General features: G+C 67.3%; 14 protein-coding genes. 7 read left to right on the forward strand and 7 right to left on the reverse strand.

Features of this window, described 5'->3' with window-relative positions:
- The first annotated feature begins 167 nt into the window (after window positions 1–167).
- The gene (locus A0W70_RS03765) at window positions 168–1,430 is read left to right on the forward strand and encodes a hypothetical protein (protein ID WP_067560692.1); all 1,263 of its coding nucleotides are present in this window, start codon (window positions 168–170) and stop codon (window positions 1,428–1,430) included.
- 51 nt (window positions 1,431–1,481) lie between these two features.
- Here A0W70_RS03765 and A0W70_RS03770 read toward each other — a convergent pair whose 3' ends face one another.
- The gene (locus A0W70_RS03770; RefSeq protein ID WP_067560694.1) at window positions 1,482–2,747 is read right to left on the reverse strand and encodes a peptidase MATCAP family protein; all 1,266 of its coding nucleotides are present in this window, start codon (window positions 2,745–2,747) and stop codon (window positions 1,482–1,484) included.
- 127 nt (window positions 2,748–2,874) lie between these two features.
- Here A0W70_RS03770 and A0W70_RS03775 point away from each other — a divergent pair, with 127 nt between their 5' ends.
- Window positions 2,875–3,786 (forward strand): MipA/OmpV family protein, encoded by a 912-nt coding sequence (locus A0W70_RS03775; protein WP_067560696.1) that lies wholly within the window; start codon window positions 2,875–2,877, stop codon window positions 3,784–3,786.
- 18 nt (window positions 3,787–3,804) lie between these two features.
- On the opposite strand, the gene A0W70_RS03780 is transcribed toward A0W70_RS03775, so the two are convergent.
- The 3 genes from A0W70_RS03780 to A0W70_RS03790 form a co-directional block, all read right to left on the reverse strand.
- A complete protein-coding gene (locus A0W70_RS03780; protein WP_070988304.1) occupies window positions 3,805–4,692 on the reverse strand; it encodes an aldo/keto reductase in 888 nt (295 codons plus the stop codon).
- Window positions 4,693–4,777: 85 nt separating this feature from the next.
- Window positions 4,778–7,990: a sensor domain-containing protein gene (locus A0W70_RS03785; protein WP_175443060.1), complete on the reverse strand. Its 3,213-nt coding sequence runs from the start codon at window positions 7,988–7,990 to the stop codon at window positions 4,778–4,780.
- A 298-nt stretch (window positions 7,991–8,288) separates the two neighbouring features.
- Window positions 8,289–8,828: a DUF2062 domain-containing protein gene (locus tag A0W70_RS03790; protein ID WP_067560700.1), complete on the reverse strand. Its 540-nt coding sequence runs from the start codon at window positions 8,826–8,828 to the stop codon at window positions 8,289–8,291.
- A 201-nt stretch (window positions 8,829–9,029) separates the two neighbouring features.
- Between A0W70_RS03790 and A0W70_RS03795 the strand changes: the two genes are divergently transcribed.
- From A0W70_RS03795 to trmFO, 3 genes are all read left to right on the forward strand, one after another.
- The gene (locus tag A0W70_RS03795; protein ID WP_083330756.1) at window positions 9,030–9,725 is read left to right on the forward strand and encodes an MliC family protein; all 696 of its coding nucleotides are present in this window, start codon (window positions 9,030–9,032) and stop codon (window positions 9,723–9,725) included.
- 121 nt (window positions 9,726–9,846) lie between these two features.
- Window positions 9,847–11,205: a copper-containing nitrite reductase gene (gene nirK, locus A0W70_RS03800; RefSeq protein WP_067560704.1), complete on the forward strand. Its 1,359-nt coding sequence runs from the start codon at window positions 9,847–9,849 to the stop codon at window positions 11,203–11,205.
- 537 nt (window positions 11,206–11,742) lie between these two features.
- Window positions 11,743–13,134, forward strand: a complete 1,392-nt coding sequence (trmFO, locus tag A0W70_RS03805) for a methylenetetrahydrofolate--tRNA-(uracil(54)-C(5))-methyltransferase (FADH(2)-oxidizing) TrmFO (RefSeq protein WP_067560706.1) — start codon at window positions 11,743–11,745, stop codon at window positions 13,132–13,134.
- A gap of 287 nt (window positions 13,135–13,421) precedes the next feature.
- On the opposite strand, the gene A0W70_RS03810 is transcribed toward trmFO, so the two are convergent.
- Window positions 13,422–15,191, reverse strand: a complete 1,770-nt coding sequence (locus A0W70_RS03810) for an SLC13 family permease (protein WP_067560708.1) — start codon at window positions 15,189–15,191, stop codon at window positions 13,422–13,424.
- 181 nt (window positions 15,192–15,372) lie between these two features.
- On the opposite strand from A0W70_RS03810, the gene A0W70_RS03815 reads away from it, so the two are divergent.
- The gene (locus A0W70_RS03815; RefSeq protein ID WP_067560710.1) at window positions 15,373–16,101 is read left to right on the forward strand and encodes an SDR family NAD(P)-dependent oxidoreductase; all 729 of its coding nucleotides are present in this window, start codon (window positions 15,373–15,375) and stop codon (window positions 16,099–16,101) included.
- Between the two features lie 253 nt (window positions 16,102–16,354).
- Here A0W70_RS03815 and A0W70_RS16950 read toward each other — a convergent pair whose 3' ends face one another.
- Entirely contained in the window at window positions 16,355–16,510 is a 156-nt protein-coding gene (locus A0W70_RS16950) for a hypothetical protein (protein WP_175443061.1), read from the reverse strand.
- 85 nt (window positions 16,511–16,595) lie between these two features.
- Entirely contained in the window at window positions 16,596–17,252 is a 657-nt protein-coding gene (locus A0W70_RS03820) for a VOC family protein (protein ID WP_217495381.1), read from the reverse strand.
- A 138-nt stretch (window positions 17,253–17,390) separates the two neighbouring features.
- Here A0W70_RS03820 and A0W70_RS03825 point away from each other — a divergent pair, with 138 nt between their 5' ends.
- Entirely contained in the window at window positions 17,391–22,469 is a 5,079-nt protein-coding gene (locus tag A0W70_RS03825; RefSeq protein WP_217495382.1) for an NAD-glutamate dehydrogenase, read from the forward strand.

Genomic DNA, 22,469 nt, shown 5'->3' on the forward strand with positions numbered 1-22,469 from the left:
AGCCTCTCCTCGTGCCCGCGCGGGATAGCGCGTGGTATGTCTGCCGGGCGTTTCATGGCGCGATTTTCAGCTGGAACATATAGTTGGCACGCGGTTTGCTGCGTGTTCAGACAGGCGCGACCCGGATGGTTTCCCTGACCGGGTCGGCGCACCAGGGAGAGTGGGTCATGAACGATCTGAACACCGATAAACCGATATCCGAGAACCTGTTCCGCCGGCTCGTGGTCCGGCTGACGGCCCAACAGCTGCGCGACCTGCCCGTTGATCGTCTGCCGTCGTCGATCCCGTTCGATGCGGTCGATTCGCAGACCGATCCGGCGAAATACGCCGTCCTGAACGAACTCGCGTGGACGGTGGGTGCGCGTGAACTCGAGCGCCGTTGCGAGGCCGCGGACCGGCTCGATTCCGAGAGTCGGGAAGCGCTGGAGACGGCCGAGGCCGCGAGCGCGCGTCCGGTCGCGGAACTCGACCGTATGACCGAGCGCGTGAGCCGAGCCTGGGCCAATGGCGATTTCCGTGGCGACGCGCTGTCGGAATCCAGTCAGACGCTGGAGCGCGGGCGCGCCCGGGCGGGCGAGATCGCCGAGCAGGTCGGCCGCCTGCACCGGGCCCTGGCCCTGCTCGATCGGCCGTGGGTGGCCGATGGCCCCTTGCTCGAGCGCATCAGCGCCGCCCGCCAGCATGCCCGCGCGGTCCTGCACTCGCTCGAGGGCGGGCTCGGTCGTTACGAACTCCTGGAAGTGGATATCACCCAGGGTGACATGCGCGCGCGCCAGGCGCAGTGCGACCTCGAACTGAGCCGGTTCCGCGAACTCGATGAGAAAATCGAGATCGTGGAGGAAAAGCTCCGCCGTCCGCGGCAGATGCTTCGTCGTCTCATCAGTCCGCGGGTGGCGCGTCAGGAGCGGGAATACCTCCTGCAGCGCCTCGATACGCTCATCCGCCGCCGCGACAGTATCGAGAGCTTCGTCAGTGAAGACGACCTGATGCACTGGCTCGACGTGCTGGTGAACGCCAGCCTGCACGTGCCGAAGGACCAGTGGCGCCAGCGCGCCCAGCGCACGCGCCTGCTCCTGTATCGCCTCATGAACGTCTATTGCCTGCAACAGGAAATGGCGGCCCACCAGCTGGCCCTGCGGGCAACGCCGGGCGTGAACGCCGAGCAGGCGATCGGCTACTACCTCAAGAGCGAGCGTTTCATCCTGAGCTACTTCGCGCGCAAACGTCAGGAGGTCACGCTGTGGCTTTCCGGCGCCGCGGACGAAAAACTCGGGCGCCTCGATATGGTGCGTGACGCGATTCTCGCGGACTACCGGCGCAATGCGCAGCGCTCGCGCCACGACGCCCCCGTGCGCTCGAAGGGGGCGCCGCGGCCCGAGCAGGCGGGGCTCGATATCGGCGCCGGCGACCGGGAGGCGGCGACCCGCTGAGCGCCTGGGGCCATCAGGCCACCCCACGCCCGCGGTCACCCCGGTCGCGGGTCAGGCGGGGGAGCTTGCCGGCGCGGCGTCGGCAAGCGCCGAGTAATGCTCGCGCAGCCGGGTCAGGTCGATCGTGTTCAGGAACGAGGAGTACGCCAGGTAGCTGATCAGGAAGCGCGGATCTTCCGCCCAGGGCGGCATATGGTCCGGCGCTCGACACAATCCCCGGGCCCGCAGTTCCGCCAGGGCGGGGATGTCCTCGATATCCAGTTTGCCGACGAACAGCAGCTTGAGCAGATCCGCTCGTCCGAGTGCGACGGCCGTGCGCATGAAGTTGTGCACGCGCAGAAGACCGTCGAGATAGACGCCGTCCTTGGTGAAGGGGATGCCGCCCTCTACCCGGCCGCCGCGAAAGATGCGCCGGGTGTTCTCGAAGGCCTGTTCGGGATGACCGGTCCGCTCCAGAAACCACCGATAGACCTCGATGAAGTCGGCACCGTCGAGCGCCATCTGGATCGCGATGACCCGGTCGGCGAGTCGGCGCAGGCGATCGATCTCCATGCTGCCGGTGATGAACTCCGCGAATACGGCGAGGCCCTCCTGGGTGCGGGTCGTGCCGGGATGACTGAGGCCAAGGATCGGCAGATCCGGCTGGGCCCGTCCATTGAGGGACGTGAGCACGTGGACGAAGGCCTCATGCTGGATCAACTGGTCCACATCGCGGTCCGTGAAGCAGGCGTTGCGCCGGATCCGGATATTCTCCGGGCCTGCCAGTGCGTTGGCCGAGAGTTCATCGACCACGATCACCGCCGGCGCGGCGTCCCCGAAGCGACCGTTGACGGCCGCGCGCATCGATTCGGCCAGACTGTCCGCGAGATGGCATGCCGGCGGCGGCGCACCGAGATCGACATGGGTGAGCGATTCGATAATGCCGTCGAACTGCCGGGCAAGGCCGAGCGTGCTGGTGGTCTCGTCCGGTTGTACGTCGCCGGGCGCACCGAACAGTGCCCGCGAATGGGTCAGGAACTCATCGGTGCCGGCGCTCGCGAGCAGTCGCGCACCGCTCTCAATGGCGTCGGCCTGGCGTGCGAGCCAGTGGGAGACCGGGTCGTCGGGTGTGCCCAGTTCACGGCGGAATCGCCGGATGGCGTCGAGGCTGGGCCCGGCATCGAATGGCGGGTACTCGACCTGGGGCAGTGAATCGCCCCCTCCAGCCAGGAACGCCTCCCGTGCGGACGCCGGCCACGCCAGGTAGCGCAGGATCCGCACGGGCGCTTCCGCCTCGCGCAGGTGTTCGATCAGGCGACCGATGCGGACCGTGTCCATGGCGTCTTCCCCGGTTGGCGAACGCGCGGTATTGTCGCATGCCTGCTCGTCCGCCCCGTGCGGTCCAAAGGCGGGGCCTATCCTGCGGTGCCCCACGGGCATCTGACCGCGAAACGGAGATTCCACCATGCACCGCACCATTCTCTCCGCACTCGTGCCGGCCAGCGCGGCGGCGATCCGGGACGGATCCATAGCCGCGCTTATCCGGCCGCTGGCCGGCGTGGCGCTCGCCATGGCCGTGCCCATCATCCACGCCGCGGAGAAACCGCTCTGGGAACTGGGCGTCGGGGTCGCGCCGGTGACGTTCCCGGCGTATCGGGGTGCCGATGAACAGGTGAACTACACGTTCCCGATCCCGTATATCGTGTACCGCGGCGACCGCCTGCGCGTGGACCGCGGCGGTGCCCGCGGTATGCTCTGGGACTCGGACAACGTGGAGGTCGATCTGAGCTTCGACGGCGCCATTCCGGTCGACAGCACGGATGACGGTCCCCGTGCGGGCATGGAAGAACTCGACCCGATCATCGAAGTCGGGCCCTCGCTCAAGGTGCGGCTCGCGGAAACGCAGAGCGGTCGGCTGGAATTCCGGTTGCCCGTGCGCGCCGCGATAGCCATCAACGACGGCTCGACCCGCCAGGAGGGCTGGAAGGTCCACCCGATGCTGAACTACAACGCGCCGGGGCTGATCGATGGCTGGGATGTCGGCTTCAATATCGGGCCCAAGTTCGCCAGCCGGGATTTCCACGCCTACTACTACGATGTCGGCGCGGCCGACGTGACCCCGGACCGCCCGGCGTACCGTGCCTCCGCCGGTTACAGCGGCCTGTCACTGCTGGTCAGCGCGAGCCAGCGTTTCGAGCGGTTCTGGGTCGGCTCCTTCCTGCGCTACGACAATCTGCAGGGGGCGACCTTCGAGGACAGCCCGCTGGTCGAGACGGACCACGCCATCAGCGCCGGGGTAGCGATCAGCTGGATCCTGTGGCAATCCGAGGAGACCGTGCGTGTCGATCCGCGCGAGGCGCTGGCCACCGGCGGCTGATCGCCCCGGGCGCGTGCCTCACAGCGCCTGGAAGTGCGCCTGCATGCGCGCCCGCCCGCGTTCGTCCGGGAACGGTCCGGCCGCCGCGAGCATGTTGTCCGCCAGATGCGCCGGGTTGCGGGTCGCCGGCAGCACGCAGGTGACGGCCGGGTGTCCGAGGATGAACTTCAGCAGGTACTGCGCCCAGCTGTCGATGCCCCATTCGCGCGCCCATTCCGGCAGCGGCGTCCCGCGCACCCAGCCGAAAAGGCTGCCAGTCTCGAACGGCTGATTGATGAGCACCGCGACCCCGTGATCGATCGCCGCCGGCAGCAGGCGGTCCTCGGCGGCGGGTTCGAGCAGGCTGTAATTGGTGCCGACGAAATCGATCGGCGCGCTGGTCACCAGCTCCGTGAGGTCGGCGTGGCGTGATGAGAGGTAGTGCGTCACGCCGATATGGCGCGCGTGTCCCTCGGCCTTGTATGCGGTGAGCACCTCGAGCTGGTGCCGCAGATCGACCAGATTGTGCACCTGCTCGAGATCGACCACCGCGGTGCCCAGCAGTTGCCGCGAATGCTCCCACTGGGCGCGCGCTTCCTTCTCCCCGCGGGCCCAGACCTTGGTGGCGAAGAACAGGTCGTCCGTGATCCCGAGCTCCGCCGCGAGTTCGCCGAGCACGCGTTCCGACTCGCTGTACATCGGCGAGCTGTCCACCACCCGGCCGCCGGCCGCGTGGAAGCGGCGCAGTACTTCGCGCTGCAGATCGAGCGGCTGTCCCTGCGGAACATCGAACACGCGGTACGTACCGAGCCCGATGATGGGCAGGCGCTCGCCCGAGGAGGGAATGGTGCGATACCACGCGGACGGGTGGCGTGCGTCGGTGCCGCCGGAAGCCCCTGAGGCGTTTTCGTGCGGTGTCTGCGCCATGACCGGTACTCCCGTGCGGGTGCGTGTTCACTCACGGACCTGTTGCACGGATTACAGCACCGGTTGACCGGGTCTGCCGGAAAATTTACTCCACCGGATCGGGGGCCGGATCCCTGTCGAGCGCGGCCGCGAACGCGTCCGCGGGCATGGGCCGTGCGAACCAGAAGCCCTGCGCCTCATGGCAGTCGATGGACAGCAGCACCTCGACCTGGGTGGGTGTCTCCACCCCCTCGGCGATCACGTGCATACCGAGGTTCTGGCCGAGTTCGACGATGGTCTTGGCGATCGCCCGGCCGGTATCGGCCACGTCGCAGGTGTCCAGGTCGGCGACGAACGAGCGGTCGATCTTAAGCGTGTCGATGGGGAGTTCGCGCAGGTACTGCAGCGATGAGTAACCGGCGCCGAAATCGTCCAGGGCGACGCGCAGCCCGGGGCAGCGTTCGCGGAGATCGCGCAGCTGGCGCGTGGCATGCGCGAAGTCCTGCATGACCATGCTCTCGGTGATCTCCAGTTCGATGCCCGTCGGGCGGGCCCCGGCCTCGTGGATCAGCCGAGCCACGTCCGCGCCGAACCCCTCGCCGTTAAGCAGCCGCGCGGAGAGGTTCATCGACACTACGATGTCATGACCGGCCGCCTGCCACTGCGCCACCTGGCGGATGCCATGCGCCAGTACGTAGCGGTCGATGTCGCCGATCAGCGCGCTCTGTTCGGCGATCGGCAGGAATTCGCCCGGCTGCAGCAGACCGCGCTCGGGGTGCTCCCAGCGCAGCAGGGCCTCGGCGCCGTAGTAATCGCCGTCGGGCAGTTGCACCCGTGGCTGGTAGTGCAGGATCAACTGTCCGTGTTCCAGGGCATCGCGCAACTGCGCCTCGATCTGCAGGCGCTCTGCGACCTGATCGTTCATCGACTCCGCGAAGTAGCGATACTGGTTCTTGCCGGCATGTTTCGCCGTGTACATGGCGGTGTCGGCCGCCTGGATCAGGTTATCGGCGGTCAGGCCGTCCTGCGGAAACAGGCTGATGCCGATGCTGGGTCGGGCCGCGATCTCGCGGTCGCTGATGCGGAAACGGGGCTGCAGCTGGTTGAGGATGCGCTCGGCGACCTCGGTCGCGTCCTCGGCGTGCGTGATCGGCACCACGGCGACGAACTCGTCGCCGCCGAATCGCGCGACCGTATCGGCCGCACGGAGGCAGTCCTGCAGGCGCGCGGCGACCTCGGTCAGCAACTGGTCGCCGGCATTGTGGCCCAGCGTATCGTTGACCAGCTTGAACTCGTCGAGGTCGAGCAGGATGACGGCGACGAAGTGCCCCTTGCGCCCCGCATCCAGCATCGTCTGGCGCAGACGGTCACCGAGCAGGCTCCGATTCGGCAACTGTGTGAGCGGGTCATACTGGGCCTGCTCCACCAGTTTCCGCATCAGCTGATGCTGCTCGAACGCGATCGAGGTGATCTGGGACATCTCGTGGAGCAGATTACGGACGCTGTCGTCGATATCCTCGCGCGTGGCCACGAACACGATCAGGACGCCGAGAACGGCGCCCTCCTGATCCAGCACCGGGAAAGCCATGATGTCGGCGTACCCGGCCGTCGCCATGGCCTCGTGCAGCCGTTCGCTGGCGCCCGGCATCGTTCCCTGTTCGCTGTCGAGGCGCGCGTCGGGTCCGCGCATCGCCGCCGCGATCGCGCCGCCGATCTCGCTCGGTGCGACATCGTGGATGGCGGCGATGCACTCATTCGACAGCGCCGGCGCCGCCTCCACATCCATGACGCCGTCGTGGAGCTGGCAGACGGCGGCGGTCAGGCGCGGCTGGTATTCCTCCAGCGTACCGACGATCTCGTAGACGATGCGCGTGAGCGGCTCGCCGCGCGCGACCATTTCGAGGATTTCGCCGCGACGCGTGGCGAACCGTGCCGCCCGACGCTGATCCGTGATGTCGCGCACCGTGCCCTGGTAGTAGAGCACCGTGCCGTCGGCATCGCGGACCGCGCGGCCGTTTTCACTGGTCCAGAAGCGCTCGCCGGTGCCGACCCGATACGCCTGCGCCTGGAAATCCTCGACGTGATCCTGTTGCCCCAGTACCCGACGGATGCGCGCGCGCGCTTCCGGGTCCACGTACCAATCCGTGGCGATATCCTGCACGCGGTCGATCAGTTCCTGCTTGCTCTCGCACCGGTGCATGCGCACGAGTGGCCAATTGACGTCGAGCAGCCGCCCCTCGGGGGTTGAGCGATAGATCCCCTCGCGCGTGTGTTCGAATACGTGGCGGTAGTCGGTCTCCGCCTGTCCGAGGCGCTGCTCGGCGATCTTGCGGGAAGTGATGTCGAACAGCAGGCCGTTCCAGACAGTCTCGCCATCCGGCCTCCGGTGCGGTCGCGATGCGCCATAGAGCCAGACCCGACCCGCCGGGACATCGATCGGCCACTCGTGGCTCCACGGCGTCAGCCGGTGGCGCGACGCTTCGATGCTTTCCAGGAATGGCCCGAGTGCCTCGGGCGGCGTCCAGTGCCGCCAGGCGTCGAAGTCACGCATGTCCACGTCGCCATCGAAACCGGTGATCTCGCGCAAGCCCTCGCTCAGGTGATCGATCACGTACGCCCCGTCCGCGGTATGCCGGAACTGGTAGATCGCGCCGGGGATCGTGTCCATCAGATCGCGCAGCCGGGCCTCCGTGTCGGCCAGGTGGCGTTCATTCGCCCGCTGCCCGGTGACATCGACGACGGTCGCCAGCCGATGCGGCCCATCGGGCAGCTCCAGCAGCGTCTCGCGTGTGTCGACGATGCGCCACACGCCGTCACTGCGCTGGATTTCGTATTCGATCGGCTCCGGGGCCGGGCCCGGTCCGCTCGCGAGGACATCGCGGTGGTGCGCGAGCGCACGCTCGCGGTCCTCGGGTTGAAGTACGTCCGCGAAAATGCGCCCGAGCAGGGTGCCCCGCGGGCGTCCGTAGATCCGGGCGTAGGCCTCGTTGACGTAACGCAGGCGGCCATCGCGGTCGCTGAGCGCGATGCCGGCGTCGACGGCGTCGGCGACGGCGGCTGCCGTCGCCGGTGGCGGCGGCGGCGGGATCACGGAGAGGCTGGCGCGGGTTGCATCGATCCGGCTGAAGCGCCAGATGAGTTCCACGGGGTGATCGCGCAGGTGGGCGCGCGCCTCGGCGTCACCGCCGGTGATCGCGGCGCGCAGCGCGGACTCGACCGCGGCGCGGTCCGCTTCGGCGATCAGCTCGGCCAGGTGCATACCGGCCTCGGCCATGGGCCAGCGCGGGCTTGTATCGCTCAGCGTCCCGTCAGCATGCACGCATGCCATCCGGTCGAGGACCGGATCGTGCATTCGGGACGGCGACGAGTCGGTCGGGCTGTGTCCGGACCGTATGGGTCGAATCATCCGCGGAACCTGTCGGCTGGGAGTGGTCGCGGGGGCAGGCGCCCGCGGTACGGCCTTCGCATGACAATACGGGCATTATGTCCCGCGGCGCGTCTGGGGGCTAATCCGCGTCGCGGACCGATTCGGCACGTGCGCCCGCTACAGGCGTACTGCATTTCGCGTGCCGGTCCGACGACGCCCATCTTGCCGCATGGCCCACCAGGACACCGGATCAGTTATGACCATCGACACCCTGGTCCCGTTCCCTGCGGTGGCGTAGCGCATGCCGGCGGCGACGGACCACGAGCAGGCGCCAGCTCCAGATGAATACCACGTAGGCCGCGACCGCCAGCGGGCCGGCGATCAACAGACTGCCGAGGATGAGATAGATCAGGCCGACCGCGGCCGCGTCGGTCCGGTCGCTGATCTCGATCTCCGGCCCGATCACCCCGCCGAAGACGGCCTCCCCGAGCTCATTGAACGCGAAATACAGTGGCCCGAGCGTGATCGGGTTGCTGACCCATGAGACGACGAATGCGGCCGGGAAATTGCCGCGGATGGCGACGCAGCCGATCAGCATCAGCAGCGTCTGCATGCCCACCGTCGGTGTGAGGCCGACGAATACGCCCACGGCGACGCCGCGAGCCACGGTCCGGCGGTGAACGTGCAGGCACCCGGTGCGTTCCAGCGCGCCGGTAATCCAGGGGTGGCGCTCAAGCCATGCGTTGGCCCGTTCGCGCGACGGCAGCCAGGGCTGGAGGAAACGGAACATCGGGTACCTGGAGGCAGTTGGGTGGACGCCGCGGACGGAAAGTGCCGGGATTATACCTGCTGCCGCCGGTTTGCGGTTGGCGTTGCCACCCAGACCCCACCGGCAAGATGCGGTCGACCTTGGTACCATTCCGCGTCGCGGCACGCCCGGCACTGGCGCCGATCCCCGTTCCCCGCTGCGATCGAACCGAGGCGAATCGATATGACATGCTCGTGGTCTCCCCGAACACTGGCCCTCGCCGTGCTGCTCCCGGGATTGCTGGCCGGCTGCGCCGCCGTGACCCCGACCACAACCGTCACCACGACCGGGGGCGATACATCGGCGGTCGCGGGCCGCGACGGACCGTTCGCCCGCGTGTATACCTGTCCGGACGGCTTCCGCTTCAGCGCCCGTACCGATGACGAAGCGGCCCGCCTAGACCTGGGGACCCGGCGGCTCACCCTCGCGCGGGAACGCTCGGCCTCCGAGCCCCGCTATACCGATGGCGCGGCCCTGTTCCAGCCGCGGGGCCGCGAGGCCACGATCGAGATCGATGCCAGTATCCGCAGCGGTTGCCGGGCTCAGGACGCGGCCGATCCGTGGCAGGCGGCCGCCCTGCTGGGCGTCGATGTGCGTGCACTCGGCCAGGAGCCGGGCTGGTCGGCCGAGGTCGTGCAGGGCGAGTGGCTGCGGGTCGTCCGGGCCGGCGCGGAGGCGATGCTGCTGGCGCGTGAGCCGGAGCGCGAGCGGACCGGCTCCGGTGCGACGGTCTACACGGGCGAGGCGGACGGTCAGCGTCTGCGGCTGCGCCTGACGGAGACCGACTGCACCGATTCGATGAGCGGTGAGTCGCACCCGTTGACCGCCACCCTGACCCTGGATGGGCGCCAGCTGAGCGGCTGCGCGCGGCGGCTGTAGCCGTCTGACGCGTCGGCGGACCGGCGCTTGACGCGGGTCAAGGGAAGCGCGGGCGCGGCCGCATAGAGTCCTGCGTAGAGGGGCGCCAGGGGGCGTCCCGGAATACCAGGGAAAAGTGCTCATGTCTTCCGCTACTGCAGTTCGGCGGCGCCGCTTCGCATGGATCGGCGCTGCGCTTCTCGCCCTCGCGGCGGTGGTCCCGGCCCAGGCCAGCGACTACCAGCCCGATGTCACATTCAAACTCGAGACCGGGATCGGTCAGGGAAAGATGATCTTCACCGGCGTCGGTGGCGGCATCGACGGGGTGGTCAACCCCACGCTCCAGGTGGAGCCTGGCGACGTGGTTCAGATCACGCTGGTCAATGGCGACGGCGCGCTGCACGACATCGTCGTGCCGGAGTTCGATGCGCGTTCGGATCAGATCTCCGGTCAGGGATCGAGTTCGGTGATCGTTTTCCGGGCCGGCGAGGCCGGTGAATACCTGTATCTGTGCTCCGTGCCCGGCCACCAGGCGGCCGGCATGGAAGGCATGATCCAGGTCGGCGCGCGCACGGCCGAGGCCGAGACCCTGCCGAGCATCGTGCGGGATCCGGCCGATCTGCCGGCGCCGGTCGGCGACCGCGCGCCGCGCGAACTCGATTTCACCATCGAGACGGTCGAGAAGAAGGCCCGCCTCGCCGATGGCACGAGCTACCGGTACTGGACTTTCAACGAGACCGTTCCGGGACCCATGCTGCGTGCGCGCGTGGGCGATACCGTCCACGTCACGCTGAAGAACCCGGCCGACTCGACCATGACCCATTCGGTCGATTTCCACGCCGTCACCGGCCCGGGCGGCGGTGCGGAACTGACCCAGGTGCCGCCGGGCGGCGAGGCCAGCTTCAGCTTCAAGGCGCTGCAGCCGGGTATCTACGTCTACCACTGCGCCACACCGATGGTCGCGCATCACATCACCAACGGCATGTACGGCCTGGCCGTGATCGAACCGGAGGGCGGTCTGGAGGACGTCGATCGCGAGTTCTATGTCATGCAGGGCGAGCTGTACACGGTGGAGGACCACGGCACGCGCGGGGATCTCGGCTTCAGCGTCGACAAACTGCTGGACGAACGGGCGGAGTACTTCACTTTCAACGGGGCCGTCGGCGCGTTGACGGCCGAACACCCGCTCAAGGCCGAAGTGGGCGAGGATGTCCGCATCTTCTTTGGCGTCGGCGGCCCGAATGCCACCAGTTCGTTCCACGTGATCGGCGAGATTTTTGATCGGGTCTACGACCAGGGCGCCATCACCAATGAACCGCTGCGCGACGTCCAGACGACCACGGTCGCCCCCGGCGGTGCGACGATGGTCGAGTTCGGTCTCGATGTGCCGGGCCGGTATATCCTGGTCGACCATGCCCTGTCGCGCGCGGAGAAGGGGCTCGCCGGTTTTCTCCATGCCGAGGGGGAAGAGAACCCCGAGATCTTCCGCAAAGGCCGTTGATAGGCCGACGGTGACGGCCGGCCGGTCGTCACCTTCTGTCGAAAGCTCGACACAATCAACCCGGTAACGACCCCGACGGCGACCCAAAAGGTCACCGCCGGGGTCGTGTTTGACGCGAAGCTCCCGCCCTGCGCGCTTTGTGTCGCCGTTTTCACCACCTGGCAAGCTCTTTGCTTGGACAGGGGGTGTCGGCGGTGTGGGCGCCGACGCAGGAAGACGCGTGAGCCCCGCGCCAGTGCCAGTGTATCGGGGATCCGCGTCATTTGCCGGCGGGGTCGCATATCGTGTGGCCCCGCTTTTTTTTGGGCGTTTGCCTTGAGGGACGGCGAAGAGTCCGATGGTCGTGTTGCGGACCGGTGGTTCGGGGTTCTCGCCAGGGCGCGAAGGGCGCCAGGGACGCGGAGCACGGCAACTGCGGACTACGGCAGTGAGCCCGTAAGACCAAACTTCCCCCGCGATTCCTTGAGCGGCGCCTGCCGGGCCACCCGCCGGCGCTGCTAAAATGGAACATCCGACAGCGACACCCGGTCCGACTTGATGCTTTCGATTATCGGTGGAGGCCTTGCCGGCTGCGAAGCGGCCTGGCAGGCGGCGGAGCGCGGCGTGCACGTGCGCCTGTACGAAATGCGCCCGCAGCGGGCAACGGAGGCGCACGTAACCGACCGCCTGGCCGAGCTCGTGTGCTCCAACTCGCTCGGTTCCGACGTAACCGATCGCCCTTCCGGTCTGCTCAAGGCCGAGCTGCGGCGCATGGGATCGTTCCTGCTCGACTGTGCCGATGCCACGGCGGTCCCTGCCGGCAGTGCCCTGGCCGTCGACCGCGAGGCGTTCGCGGAACGCGTTACCGCACGCCTGGAGGCCCACCCGGGCATCGAGATCGTGCGCGAGGAGGTCACCGAACTGCCCGATGGCCCGACGATCATCGCCTCCGGGCCCCTGACCTCGCCGGCTCTCTCGGACGCGCTGGCGGCCCTGTCCGGCGAGGAGCATCTGTTTTTCTTCGATGCCATTTCGCCGATCGTCGAGGGCGATTCCGTCGATATGGATGTCGCTTTCCGCCAGTCGCGCTGGGACCGCGGCGACCAGGCCGGTGGCGACTACATCAACTGCCCGCTGGATCGCGACGAGTACGAGGCCTTCGTCGATGCCCTGCTGGCGGCCGAGCGCATCCCGTTAAAGAGCTTCGAGGCCGCCATCGACGCGGGCGTGAAGGCGGGGCTGCACCGCTTCTTCGAGGGCTGCCTGCCGATCGAGGTGATCGCCTCACGCGGCCGCGAAGCGCTCGCGTACGGTCCGCTCCGGCCGGTCGGCCTGACCGATCCGCGCACCGGCCGCCGCCCGTACGCCTGCGTCCAGCTGCGCCAGGACGATCTTGCCGGCACGCTCTACAACCTGGTCGGCTTCCAGACCAATCTGAAGTTCGAGGAGCAGAAACGCGTCTTCGCACTGATCCCGGGGCTGGCCGATGCCCAGTGGGAGCGCCTCGGTCAGATGCACCGCAATACCTTCCTCTCGGCGCCCAGGCTGCTGGACCCGACCCTGCGTTTCCGGGGCCGCGAGGACCTGTTCTGCGCCGGGCAGCTCACCGGTATCGAGGGCTACGCCGGCAACGTCGCTTCCGGCCTTCTCGCCGGCTGGAACGCGGCGCGGACCATGAATGGCGAGGCACCGGTCACGCTGCCGCAGGACACCATGCTCGGCGCTCTGTGCCACTACATTGCGAACGCGGATCCGGCCCATTTCCAGCCGATGAAATCCAACATGGGATTACTCCCGGCCCTGCCGCCGCCGGAGGGACGCCGCAAAAAACGGAAGAAACGCGAGCGCCAGGCGGCGCATGCCGGGCGGGCCCTGGCATCGCTGGACGGTTTCCTTCGCGGGGTCGATCCGTTGCCGGCCGCGGAACGCGATCCACGTATCAGCGCGTAGGCCGGCTTGCGACCGAAGGGAACCAGTCGGCGGTCGGGGTTACGGGTCTGTACAAGGGGGCTGATCATCGCGAGCTTGCTCGCGATGAGGGCGTTTGCATCGAGTCAAGGTTGCGGTTCTGTACAAGGCACTTGCCTGGACTCCGCTTCGGCACCCCCGGCCACGCGGCTGCACTACTGGCTCGTCTTTGCGCCTTTGCGTCCCTTCGCGCGCTCTGCGTGAGAAACGTCGAGACCGAATGGGCCACATCCGCCGAGGATAGCCCGAAGCGGAAAACGATCCGCCCCTCAGAAATTCCACACGAGCGGGATCAGCAGGATTGCGACCAGGCCGGTCACCACGTTGAGCGGCAACCCGACGCGCAGGAAATCGATGAACCGGTAGCCCCCGGGACCGAGCACCATGAGATTGGTCTGGTAGCCGATCGGCGTCGCGAAACTCGCCGAGGCCGCGAGCATGACGGCGATCACGAACGGCATCGGGCTGACATCGAGATCGCCCGCCACCGCCAGCGCGATGGGGAACATCAGCACCGCCGCAGCGTTGTTGGTGATCAACGCCGTAAACAGTGCCGTGCCCACATAAACCGCCGCGAGGTTGATCCAGGGTACGCCGCCGGCGAGATCGACCAGCCAATGCGCGGTCGCCGCCGCCACGCCCGTGGACTCGAGTGCGGTCCCGATGCCGAAGGCCGCGGCGATCACCAGCAGGACGGACCAGTCGATGCTCTGGCGGGCACGTTCGACCCCCGTGCAGCGGGTGACCAGCATGCCGGCGGCGGCGAGCATGGCCGCTTCGAGCATCGACAGCAGGCCGACCGTCACGCTCGCGACCATCAGCACCAGCAGTCCGAGCGCGACCGGTGCGCGTTCGTATTTCGGCGGGCTGGAATCCTCCAGCCGGCTGACGAGCAGGAACTCGCGCGAATTGCGCTGCTGTTCAATGAACGAAGGGCGTGCCTCCAGCAGCAGCGTGTCGCCTGGGCGCAGCACGATATCACCGACCTTCTGCCGCAGCCGCCGGCCGCCGCGCGCGACGGCGATGACCACGGCGTTGTAGCGGGCGCGGAAGCGGCCCTGACGGATCGACTGGCCGATCAGCCGGCAGTGATCGGAGACCACGGCCTCGAACAGCATGCGCTGGGAGCGCGGACCCTCGAGCTTGAAGACCTGGCTGGTGGCCGGCGTAAGACCGCGGATCTTCTGCAGCTCGACGACGGAATCCGGCATGCCGACGAACACCAGACGGTCGCCGCCCTGCAGCACCTCGCGCGGCGACACCGCCGGCAGCACGGTCTCGTTGCGGTCGATCTCGATCAGATACATGCCGGACAGATGCCGCAGTCCGGCCTCTTCGATGTTCTGGCCGACGAGGGGACCTTCGCGGTCGACCAGCATCTCGACACTGTACTCGCGCGGTTTGCTGAACTGCGCGATCGCGGGCCGCCGTTCCGGCAGCAGCCATCGCGACGTGCCGTAGATGAACGCGATGCCCGCCAGTGTGAGCGGCAGGCCAACCCATGCCAGGTCGAACATCTGCAGGCTGGCGCCGGGGACCTGCTCCGTGAGCAGCCCGTGGACGACAAGGTTGGTGCTGGTGCCGATCAGCGTACAGGTGCCGCCCATGATCGCGGCGTAGGACAGCGGGATCATCAGCTTGGAGGCGGCGAGGTCGTGTTTGCGTCCCCACTCGCGCACCGCCGGGATCAGCATGGCGACCACCGGCGTGTTATTGAGGAACGCGCTCATCGCCGCCACCGGCCACATGAGCTTGAGCTGCGCGTGGCCGAGCGAGCGTGGGCGGCCAAGCAGGCGCTGCACGATCCAGCGGATGCCGCCGGTATCCTCCAGGCCGGCGACCACGACATAGAGCACGCCGACGGTGACGAGGCCCGGATTGCCGAGGCCGTCGAAGGCCTCGGTGGGCGAGAGCACGCCGAAGACCATCAGGATCGCGAGACCGGCGAGGAAAACCATATCCGCGGCCAGACGCGTGGCGAATAGTACGCCCAGCACGCCTGCTACCACGGCTACCGTCAGTCCCGCCTCGAAGGTCACGGCCGTCTCCTCCGCCGCTACGCGCGTGTCCGGCCGGCGCGCACTGATGCGCGCCGGGAGACGGGACCTTACCCGCCGCGGCGCACGGGGAAAAGGACCATCGCTGTTATCGCCCTCCTGCTGCCGTGATGGATTACACTGGGATACAAGCGGTTGCTCGCGGCACAAGGGGGAGACAGGCATGGAAACCGCGCTGATTTTCGGTGTTGGTCCCGGGCTCGGGGCCGCGGTCGCGAGGCGTTGCGCGCGCGGCGGCATGGCGGTCGGCGTCGCCGCGCGCGATGCCACGCGGGTGGAGGAGTTGTTACCCGATCTGCGCACGAAAGGGGCGCCCGATGCCCAGGCCTATGCGTGCGACGTCGCCTCGGAATCGTTCGTAGAAGAGGCGTTCCGGGAGGCGCTGGAGGATCTGGGCGCGCCGCGCCTGGTCGTCTTCAACGCCGGTGCGTTCGTGCGCGAGGGCCTGCTGGAGACCACCGCCAGCGATTTCGAGCATTGCTGGCGCGTCGGCTGCATGGGCGGTTTTCTGGTTGGCCGTGCGGCCGTGCGTGCGATGCACGAGGCGGGACCGCGCGCGGACGGATCGCTGGGGACCATCATCTTCACGGGCGCCACGGCGAGTCTGCGTGGCGGTGCCGGTTTCCACAACCTCGCCGTCGGTAAATCCGGTCTGCGGGCACTGTCGCAGAGCATGGCGCGCGAGTTCGGCCCGCAGGGGATCCATGTCGCCCACACGATCATCGACGGCATGATCGAGTCCGAGCAGCCGGGACACTCGCAGAAGGAAAGCGGGGCGGATGGGGTCCTCGATCCCGACGCCATCGCGGAGAGCTACTGGCATCTCCACCGCCAGCCCCGCAGCGCCTGGACGCAGGAACTCGACCTGCGGCCGTGGAGCGAAAAGTTCTGACGCGGTACCTCATACCGCGCGCGATGCGGACGTTGTGCGATGGGTGCGCGCGTGCGCTTCGCGCAAACGCGCCTACGGGGTGTGCGTGGGGTGTAGGCGCGTCTTCGCCGTCAGGCGAATGCGCGCGTCGATGCGTCTACATCCAGCCCCATAGCCCCAACGATCTCCTCCCGGCTCTCCGCGCCTCTGCGTGAGAAAGAAACGCTTCAGGCCGGCTCAGGCACCTCTTTAATCGACAGTTTCACGGCTCGACTCAGTCGTCATCGTCGTCCTTCCATTCCTTCATCTTCGAGTAGTCGAGCGTTTTCTCGATGGCCCGGCTCTTGCGCTGCAGCCGCACGATCCATGCGATCAGCAGGGCGGCGGCAAGGCCGAGGATCACGACGATGATGAGGATCGGGTTGGACATGATGACTCCGGACAATCCTGTTTCGAGGGCGTTGCGTCGGCTTGTCGATAATGTTGGCGATCGACGAACCCGCGTTAAAGGGCTCCTAGTCCAGCCAGCGCAATCCCTCGGGTGTCTCGATCTCCGCCTGCAGGCGGGCGGGTTCGCCGGCGCACCCGGCCTCCAGTGCCAGCACACCGGTCAATGACAGCGGCGCGAGCTGTTCCCGTACGCGCGCCGGATCGGGATGCACGCCGTGCAGCGACCGCAGGCGCAAACCGGCGTCCGGCAGCCGCTGCGCGGGGTGGCACACGCCACGGCCCCACTCGATCAGCGGTGGCACGAGTCCGTCTTCGATGAGGGCACCGTCGTCGGGGAACGCGATCCGCCAATGCAGTTCGCCGCGCTGCATCGGCCGTGGCGGGCCGGGGTCATGCACGCAGGCGGTCGCCGCGGCGTCGAGATCATCGCTGCGGGCCACCCAGGTGAGCAGGCGCGGCCGTTCCCGGAGCGCCGCGTGGACCGCGGGGTCATCGAGGCCGAACCAGCGCGGTGTGGCGGGCGTCTCCGCCCGGGGATCGATCGCGATCACTTCGATGTAGCGATCGCCGCCGAGTGCGACCAGGGTGTTGTGCGTACTCAGTTTCGGATGCCGTCCGCCGGGCACGCAGCGTACGCCGAGGCAGCGCTCGACGTGGGCGGTTCCGCGCTCCAGCGTGTCGGCGGCGACGACAAGGTGATCGAATTCCGCGTGTACCCCCACGTGCTCCCCCTGGCGGATATGGCCAGGCATCATACCGCGCGGATGCAATGATGCGTCGATCCTGTCCGGGCTGGCGCCCCGGGCCCGCATCGAATCCACCGCCGCGAGGGGTGGCGAGGACCGCATTGTGGGGCTATCGTGGAACCCGAAGGGCCATCCGGAGGCGGCGCCCGCTCGCGGGCGTATTCGATCGGTCTTCCGGTGCGGGCCGCTGCAGGCATAAGAAAAGGGAGTCGTGTCATTACTACCACGAATCGCAGGCAAGCCGCTGGCGCGTTCGGCGCGCTGATCAAATACCTCCGCGAAAACGCCGGCAGCCGGAATGTCGATCTGCTCGAGCCGCTGGCCCGGCTGCTGTTCCATCGCGGCATCCCCGAAGAGTTCTCGCGCCAGTCGTCGCAGACCCTCAACGCGATGCTGCAGTGGGCGCACGATTTCTATCTCGAGCGTCCGCCGGGCGAATCCAAGGTCCGGATCCTCGAGCCGACCACGGAGCGCGAGGGCTGGGAACTGCCGTACGCCCTCGTGGCCGTCGTCACCGACGACCGCCCGTTCCTGGTCGATTCCATCCGCATGGCGCTGGTGGAGAACGAGGTCTCGGTCGAGCTGGTGATGCACCCGCAGCTGGTGGCCTGGCGCGATCAGCGCGGGCGTGTAACTCAACTGCTGGGCCGCAACTACACGCCGGATGTGTCCGAGGAGGCGCTGCCCGAATCACTGATGCTGTTCTGGGTCGAGCGCCCGGTAACCGAAGCCCTTTCCAATCGGCTCGTCAGCGCGATCAATACCGCCCTGGAGGATGTCGATTCCGCGGTCAGTGATTTCGAGCCCATGCGGGCGCGTGCCCGTGCACTGATCGAAGAGTACGCGAATCCGCCGGTCGCGATGCCCGAGGAAGACAGCCGCGAAGTGCGGGAATTCCTCGAATGGCTGATCGACAACCACTTCACCTTCCTCGGTTATCGCGAGTACCGCGTCGGCAAGAGCGATGGCGACCGGGTGCTGAAGCTCGACGCGAAGAGTGGGCTCGGGATTCTGCGCGAGCAGCGCAAGAAGGGCCGCACGCGCAGCGTCTCGGCGCTGGAGAAAAGGCTGAAGGATTTCGCGGATACGCCGGTGCCGCTGGTATTCACCAAGACCGACGCGCGTTCGACCGTGCATCGGCGCGGGCATATGGATTACATCGGTGTGCTCCGCTACGACGAGAAGGGCAATATCATCGGCGAGTGCCGTTTCGTCGGTCTGTACACATCGGGCACCTATCATCGTTCCGCGTGGGATATCCCGTTCATCCGCGGCAAGGCCAACAGCGTCATGGAGCGCTCGGGGATCCCGTCGGACAGCCATGACGGCAAGGCGCTCGTGAACATCCTCGAGAGCCTGCCGCGCGATGAACTGTTCCAGAGCACGGTCGGTGAGCTGCTGGATACCGCGCTCGGCGTGCTGGACCTGGAGGAGCGCAATCGCACGCGCCTGTTCGTGCGGCGCGACCACGTCGCCCAGTTCTTCTCCTGCCTCGTATTCATACCGCGCGAACGCTTCAACACGGACGTGCGGATGGCCGTCCAGGCGATCCTGCGCGACGCCCTCGGTGGCGCGCGCGAGGACTATACGCTGCAGTTCGGCGAGTCCGGCATGGTGCGGGTGCATTTCATCGTCCGCCCCGACGGACCCTGCATCGAGAACTTCGATGTCGGCGAGATCGAGCAGCGGATCGTCGCCGCGGTTCGCTCCTGGCAGGATGACCTGCGTGAGGTCCTGATCGAGCGCCATGGCGAGCGTCCGGGCATGGAACTCGCCAAACGGTTCAGCCAGGCGATGCCCCCGGCCTACATGGACGAGGTACTGCCGTCGGTGGCGGCGTTCGATGTCGAGAAGATCGACAGTCTCGGCGGCCCCGACGATATCGGCCTGAGCCTCTATCGCCCGGTCGACGACGACACCGGCATCGTCCGGTTCAAAGTATTCAAGCACGACCACACGATCCCGCTCTCCGACGCGATGCCGATGCTCGAACGCATGGGCCTTAGGGCGGTATCCGAGTGGGGGCCGTACGACATCCGGATGCCAAACGGCGATCACATCTGTATCCAGGACCTCGACCTGGTGGCCGCGTTCACCGATGAACTCGACGTATCCCAGGTCCGCGAACCGTTCGCCGAGGCCTTCGAACAGATCTGGCGCGGCCGCGCCGAGAGCGACGGCTTCAACCGGCTGATCCTCGCCGCGCACATGAACTGGCGTCAGGCGGCGCTGCTGCGGGCGTACTGCAAGTACCTGATCCAGACCGGCGTGCCGTTCTCGCAGACATACATGGAAGACACGCTGACGCGCCACCCGCTGATCTCACGGCTGCTGGTCGAACTGTTCGAGGCCCGTCTGGAGCCAGCGCGGGATCAGGAGAAGAAGCGCGACCGCGAGCGCGGCGCGAAGAAGCTGCGGACCACATTCGACGCACTGGTCAGCGGCGAGCCCGGCCGGGTGGTCGAGGGCGCGATCGAGCGCCTCGCCGAAGGCCGTGTCGCCGACGCGCGCGAGGACCAGCAGCGCGTGTGCCGCGAAGTGCTGGAGGACCTGCTGGACGACGTATCGAGTCTCGACGAGGACCGCATCCTGCGCTCGTTCGCGGATATCGTCGACGCCACCATCCGCACCAACGCCTTCCAGACGGATGCGGCGGGGCAATGGCACGACTACATGTCGTTCAAGCTCGACTCCGCCCGGGTACCCGATCTGCCGAAGCCGCGCCCATTCCGCGAGATCTTCGTGTACTCGCCGCGCGTCGAGGGCGTACATCTGCGCGGCGGCCGGGTCGCGCGCGGTGGACTGCGCTGGTCGGATCGGCGCGAGGACTTCCGCACCGAGATCCTGGGCCTGATGAAGGCGCAGACCGTCAAGAACACGATGATCGTCCCGGTGGGCGCCAAGGGCGGTTTCGTGCCCAAACAGCTGCCGGTGGGTGGCAATCGCGATGCCATCCAGAAAGAAGGGATCGCGTGCTATCGGATCTTCATCCGCGGGCTGCTCGACATTACCGACAATCTGGTCAAGGGCGAGATCGTCCATCCCGAAAACGTCGTGCGCCACGACGAGCCGGACCCGTATCTCGTGGTCGCCGCCGACAAGGGCACCGCGACGTTCTCCGACTACGCCAATGAGCTGTCGAAGGAATACGGCTTCTGGCTGGGCGATGCCTTCGCCTCGGGCGGCTCCAACGGCTATGACCACAAGGGCATGGGCATTACCGCCAAGGGCGGATGGGAGTCGGTCAAGCGCCATTTCCGCGAGCTCGGGATCGACTGCCAGAAGGAGGAGCACACGGCGGTCGGCGTCGGCGATATGGCCGGCGACGTTTTCGGCAACGGCATGCTGCTGTCGAAGCACACGCGGGTCATCGCGGCGTTCAACCACCTGCATATCTTCATCGATCCGGACCCCGACACCGCATCGGCGTACAAGGAGCGCCAGCGCCTGTTCAAAAAGGTCGCGGGCTGGGGCGAGTACGACACCTCGAAGATCTCGAAGGGCGGTGGTGTCTGGGAGCGCAGCGCCAAGAGCATCAAGCTGCCGAAGGAGGCGCGCGAGGCGCTCGGGATCGAGGCCAGTGAGCTCGCCCCCTACGAGATCGTCGCCGCGATCATGCGCGCGCAGGTGGACCTGCTCTGGCTCGGCGGTATCGGCACCTACCTCAAGGGCAGCGACGAGCGCGAGGAAGAGGTCGGCGATCGCGCCAACCGCCTCGTGCGCTGCAATGGTGACGAGCTGCGCTGTCGTGTCGTCGGTGAAGGCGCGAACCTCGGTTGCACACAGAAGGGGCGTGTCGAGTTCGCGCTCAACGGTGGCTACATCAACACCGACTTCATCGACAACTCGGCCGGGGTCGACTGCTCGGACCATGAGGTCAACATCAAGATCCTGCTCAATGCCGCGGTCGATGTCGGCAAACTGAGCGAGTCCAAGCGCAGCACCCAGTTGGCGGAGATGACCGACGAGGTTGGCCAGCTCGTGCTGCGCAACAACTACCTGCAGACCCAGGCGATCTCGATGATGTCCGCCTTCACCGTGACCCGCCTGGGCACCAAGGCGCATTTCATCTCCTGGCTCGAGGGACGCGGGATACTCGACCGCCAGCTCGAGGCGCTGCCGAACCAGGAACAGATCGAAGAGCGCCAGGCGCGCGGCCTCGGCCTCACCCGGCCCGAGATCGCGGTCCTGCTGTCGTACGCGAAGATCACGCTCTACCCGGAACTGCTTGAGTCGGATGTGCCGGAGGACCCCTACCTCGCACGCGAGCTGGTGGACTACTTCCCGACGCCACTGCGCGAGAAATACCGCGGTTACATGAACGAGCACCGCGTGTGGCGCGAGATCATTGCCACCCAGGTGACCAACAGCGTCATCAACCGCATGGGTGCGACGTTCATCCTGCGCATGCAGGAAGACACCAGCGCCACCTCGGCGGAGGTCGCGCGCGCATTCACGATCGCGCGCGAGGTGTTCGGAGCGCCGGAACTGTGGGCGAGCATCGAGGCACTGGATACGAAGGTCGACAGCCGGGTCCAGACCGATCTGCTGCTGCGGCTCTGGGAGCTGCTGCGGCACGCCACGCGCTGGCTGCTCAACCGGCCCGGCCACAGCCTGGATATCGCGAAAGCGGTCGAGTCCTACCGGCCCGGTGTGCAGCAGCTGGTGGAGCATCTTGAGAGCGTCGCGGTCGAGACCTGGCGCGGGGCGATGGATGACATCGCCGCCGAGATGACCGGACAGGGCGTGCCGCAGAAGCTGGCCCGGCGGATCGCGGTTACCGACGCGCTGTATCCGTCCCTCGATATCGTCGACATCGCCAACACCGAAGGGCGGCGGGTCGAGAAGGTGGGCCGCGTCTATGCGTTGCTGGGTGAGCGTTTTGGCCTCAAGTGGCTGCGCAGCCAGATCGAGAGCCTGCCGGTCGACGGCATCTGGCACGCCAACGCGCGGGGCGCGCTGCGTGACGACCTGTACGACCGCCACCGGGAGATGACCATCCGGGTGCTGAATGCGCGCACGGAGGAAGATCCCGATGCGGCGGTCGACGCCTGGTTCGCTGAGCACGCCATGGATGCCGGCCGCGTCCAGAACATGATGGCCGAGATCCAGCGGCTGCCGCGGATCGACTACGCGACCGCCGTCGTGGCACTGCGCGCGCTGCAACAGCTGGTATCGGAGACCAGCGCTTGA

Origin of the sequence: Halofilum ochraceum (genome assembly GCF_001614315.2) — a bacterium.
Taxonomy (GTDB): domain Bacteria; phylum Pseudomonadota; class Gammaproteobacteria; order XJ16; family Halofilaceae; genus Halofilum; species Halofilum ochraceum.

What these genes read in the sequence shown, in the direction of transcription:
- A0W70_RS03815 (WP_067560710.1), top strand. Translation starts at nt 15,373, where the DNA reads ATGGAAACCGCGCTGATTTTCGGTGTTGGTCCCGGGCTCGGGGCCGCG.
- A0W70_RS03775 (WP_067560696.1), top strand. Translation starts at nt 2,875, where the DNA reads ATGCACCGCACCATTCTCTCCGCACTCGTGCCGGCCAGCGCGGCGGCG.
- A0W70_RS03795 (WP_083330756.1), top strand. Translation starts at nt 9,030, where the DNA reads ATGACATGCTCGTGGTCTCCCCGAACACTGGCCCTCGCCGTGCTGCTC.
- A0W70_RS03765 (WP_067560692.1), top strand. Translation starts at nt 168, where the DNA reads ATGAACGATCTGAACACCGATAAACCGATATCCGAGAACCTGTTCCGC.
- nirK (WP_067560704.1), top strand. Translation starts at nt 9,847, where the DNA reads ATGTCTTCCGCTACTGCAGTTCGGCGGCGCCGCTTCGCATGGATCGGC.
- A0W70_RS16950 (WP_175443061.1), bottom strand. Translation starts at nt 16,510, where the DNA reads ATGTCCAACCCGATCCTCATCATCGTCGTGATCCTCGGCCTTGCCGCC.
- A0W70_RS03770 (WP_067560694.1), bottom strand. Translation starts at nt 2,747, where the DNA reads ATGGACACGGTCCGCATCGGTCGCCTGATCGAACACCTGCGCGAGGCG.
- trmFO (WP_067560706.1), top strand. Translation starts at nt 11,743, where the DNA reads ATGCTTTCGATTATCGGTGGAGGCCTTGCCGGCTGCGAAGCGGCCTGG.
- A0W70_RS03780 (WP_070988304.1), bottom strand. Translation starts at nt 4,692, where the DNA reads ATGGCGCAGACACCGCACGAAAACGCCTCAGGGGCTTCCGGCGGCACC.
- A0W70_RS03790 (WP_067560700.1), bottom strand. Translation starts at nt 8,828, where the DNA reads ATGTTCCGTTTCCTCCAGCCCTGGCTGCCGTCGCGCGAACGGGCCAAC.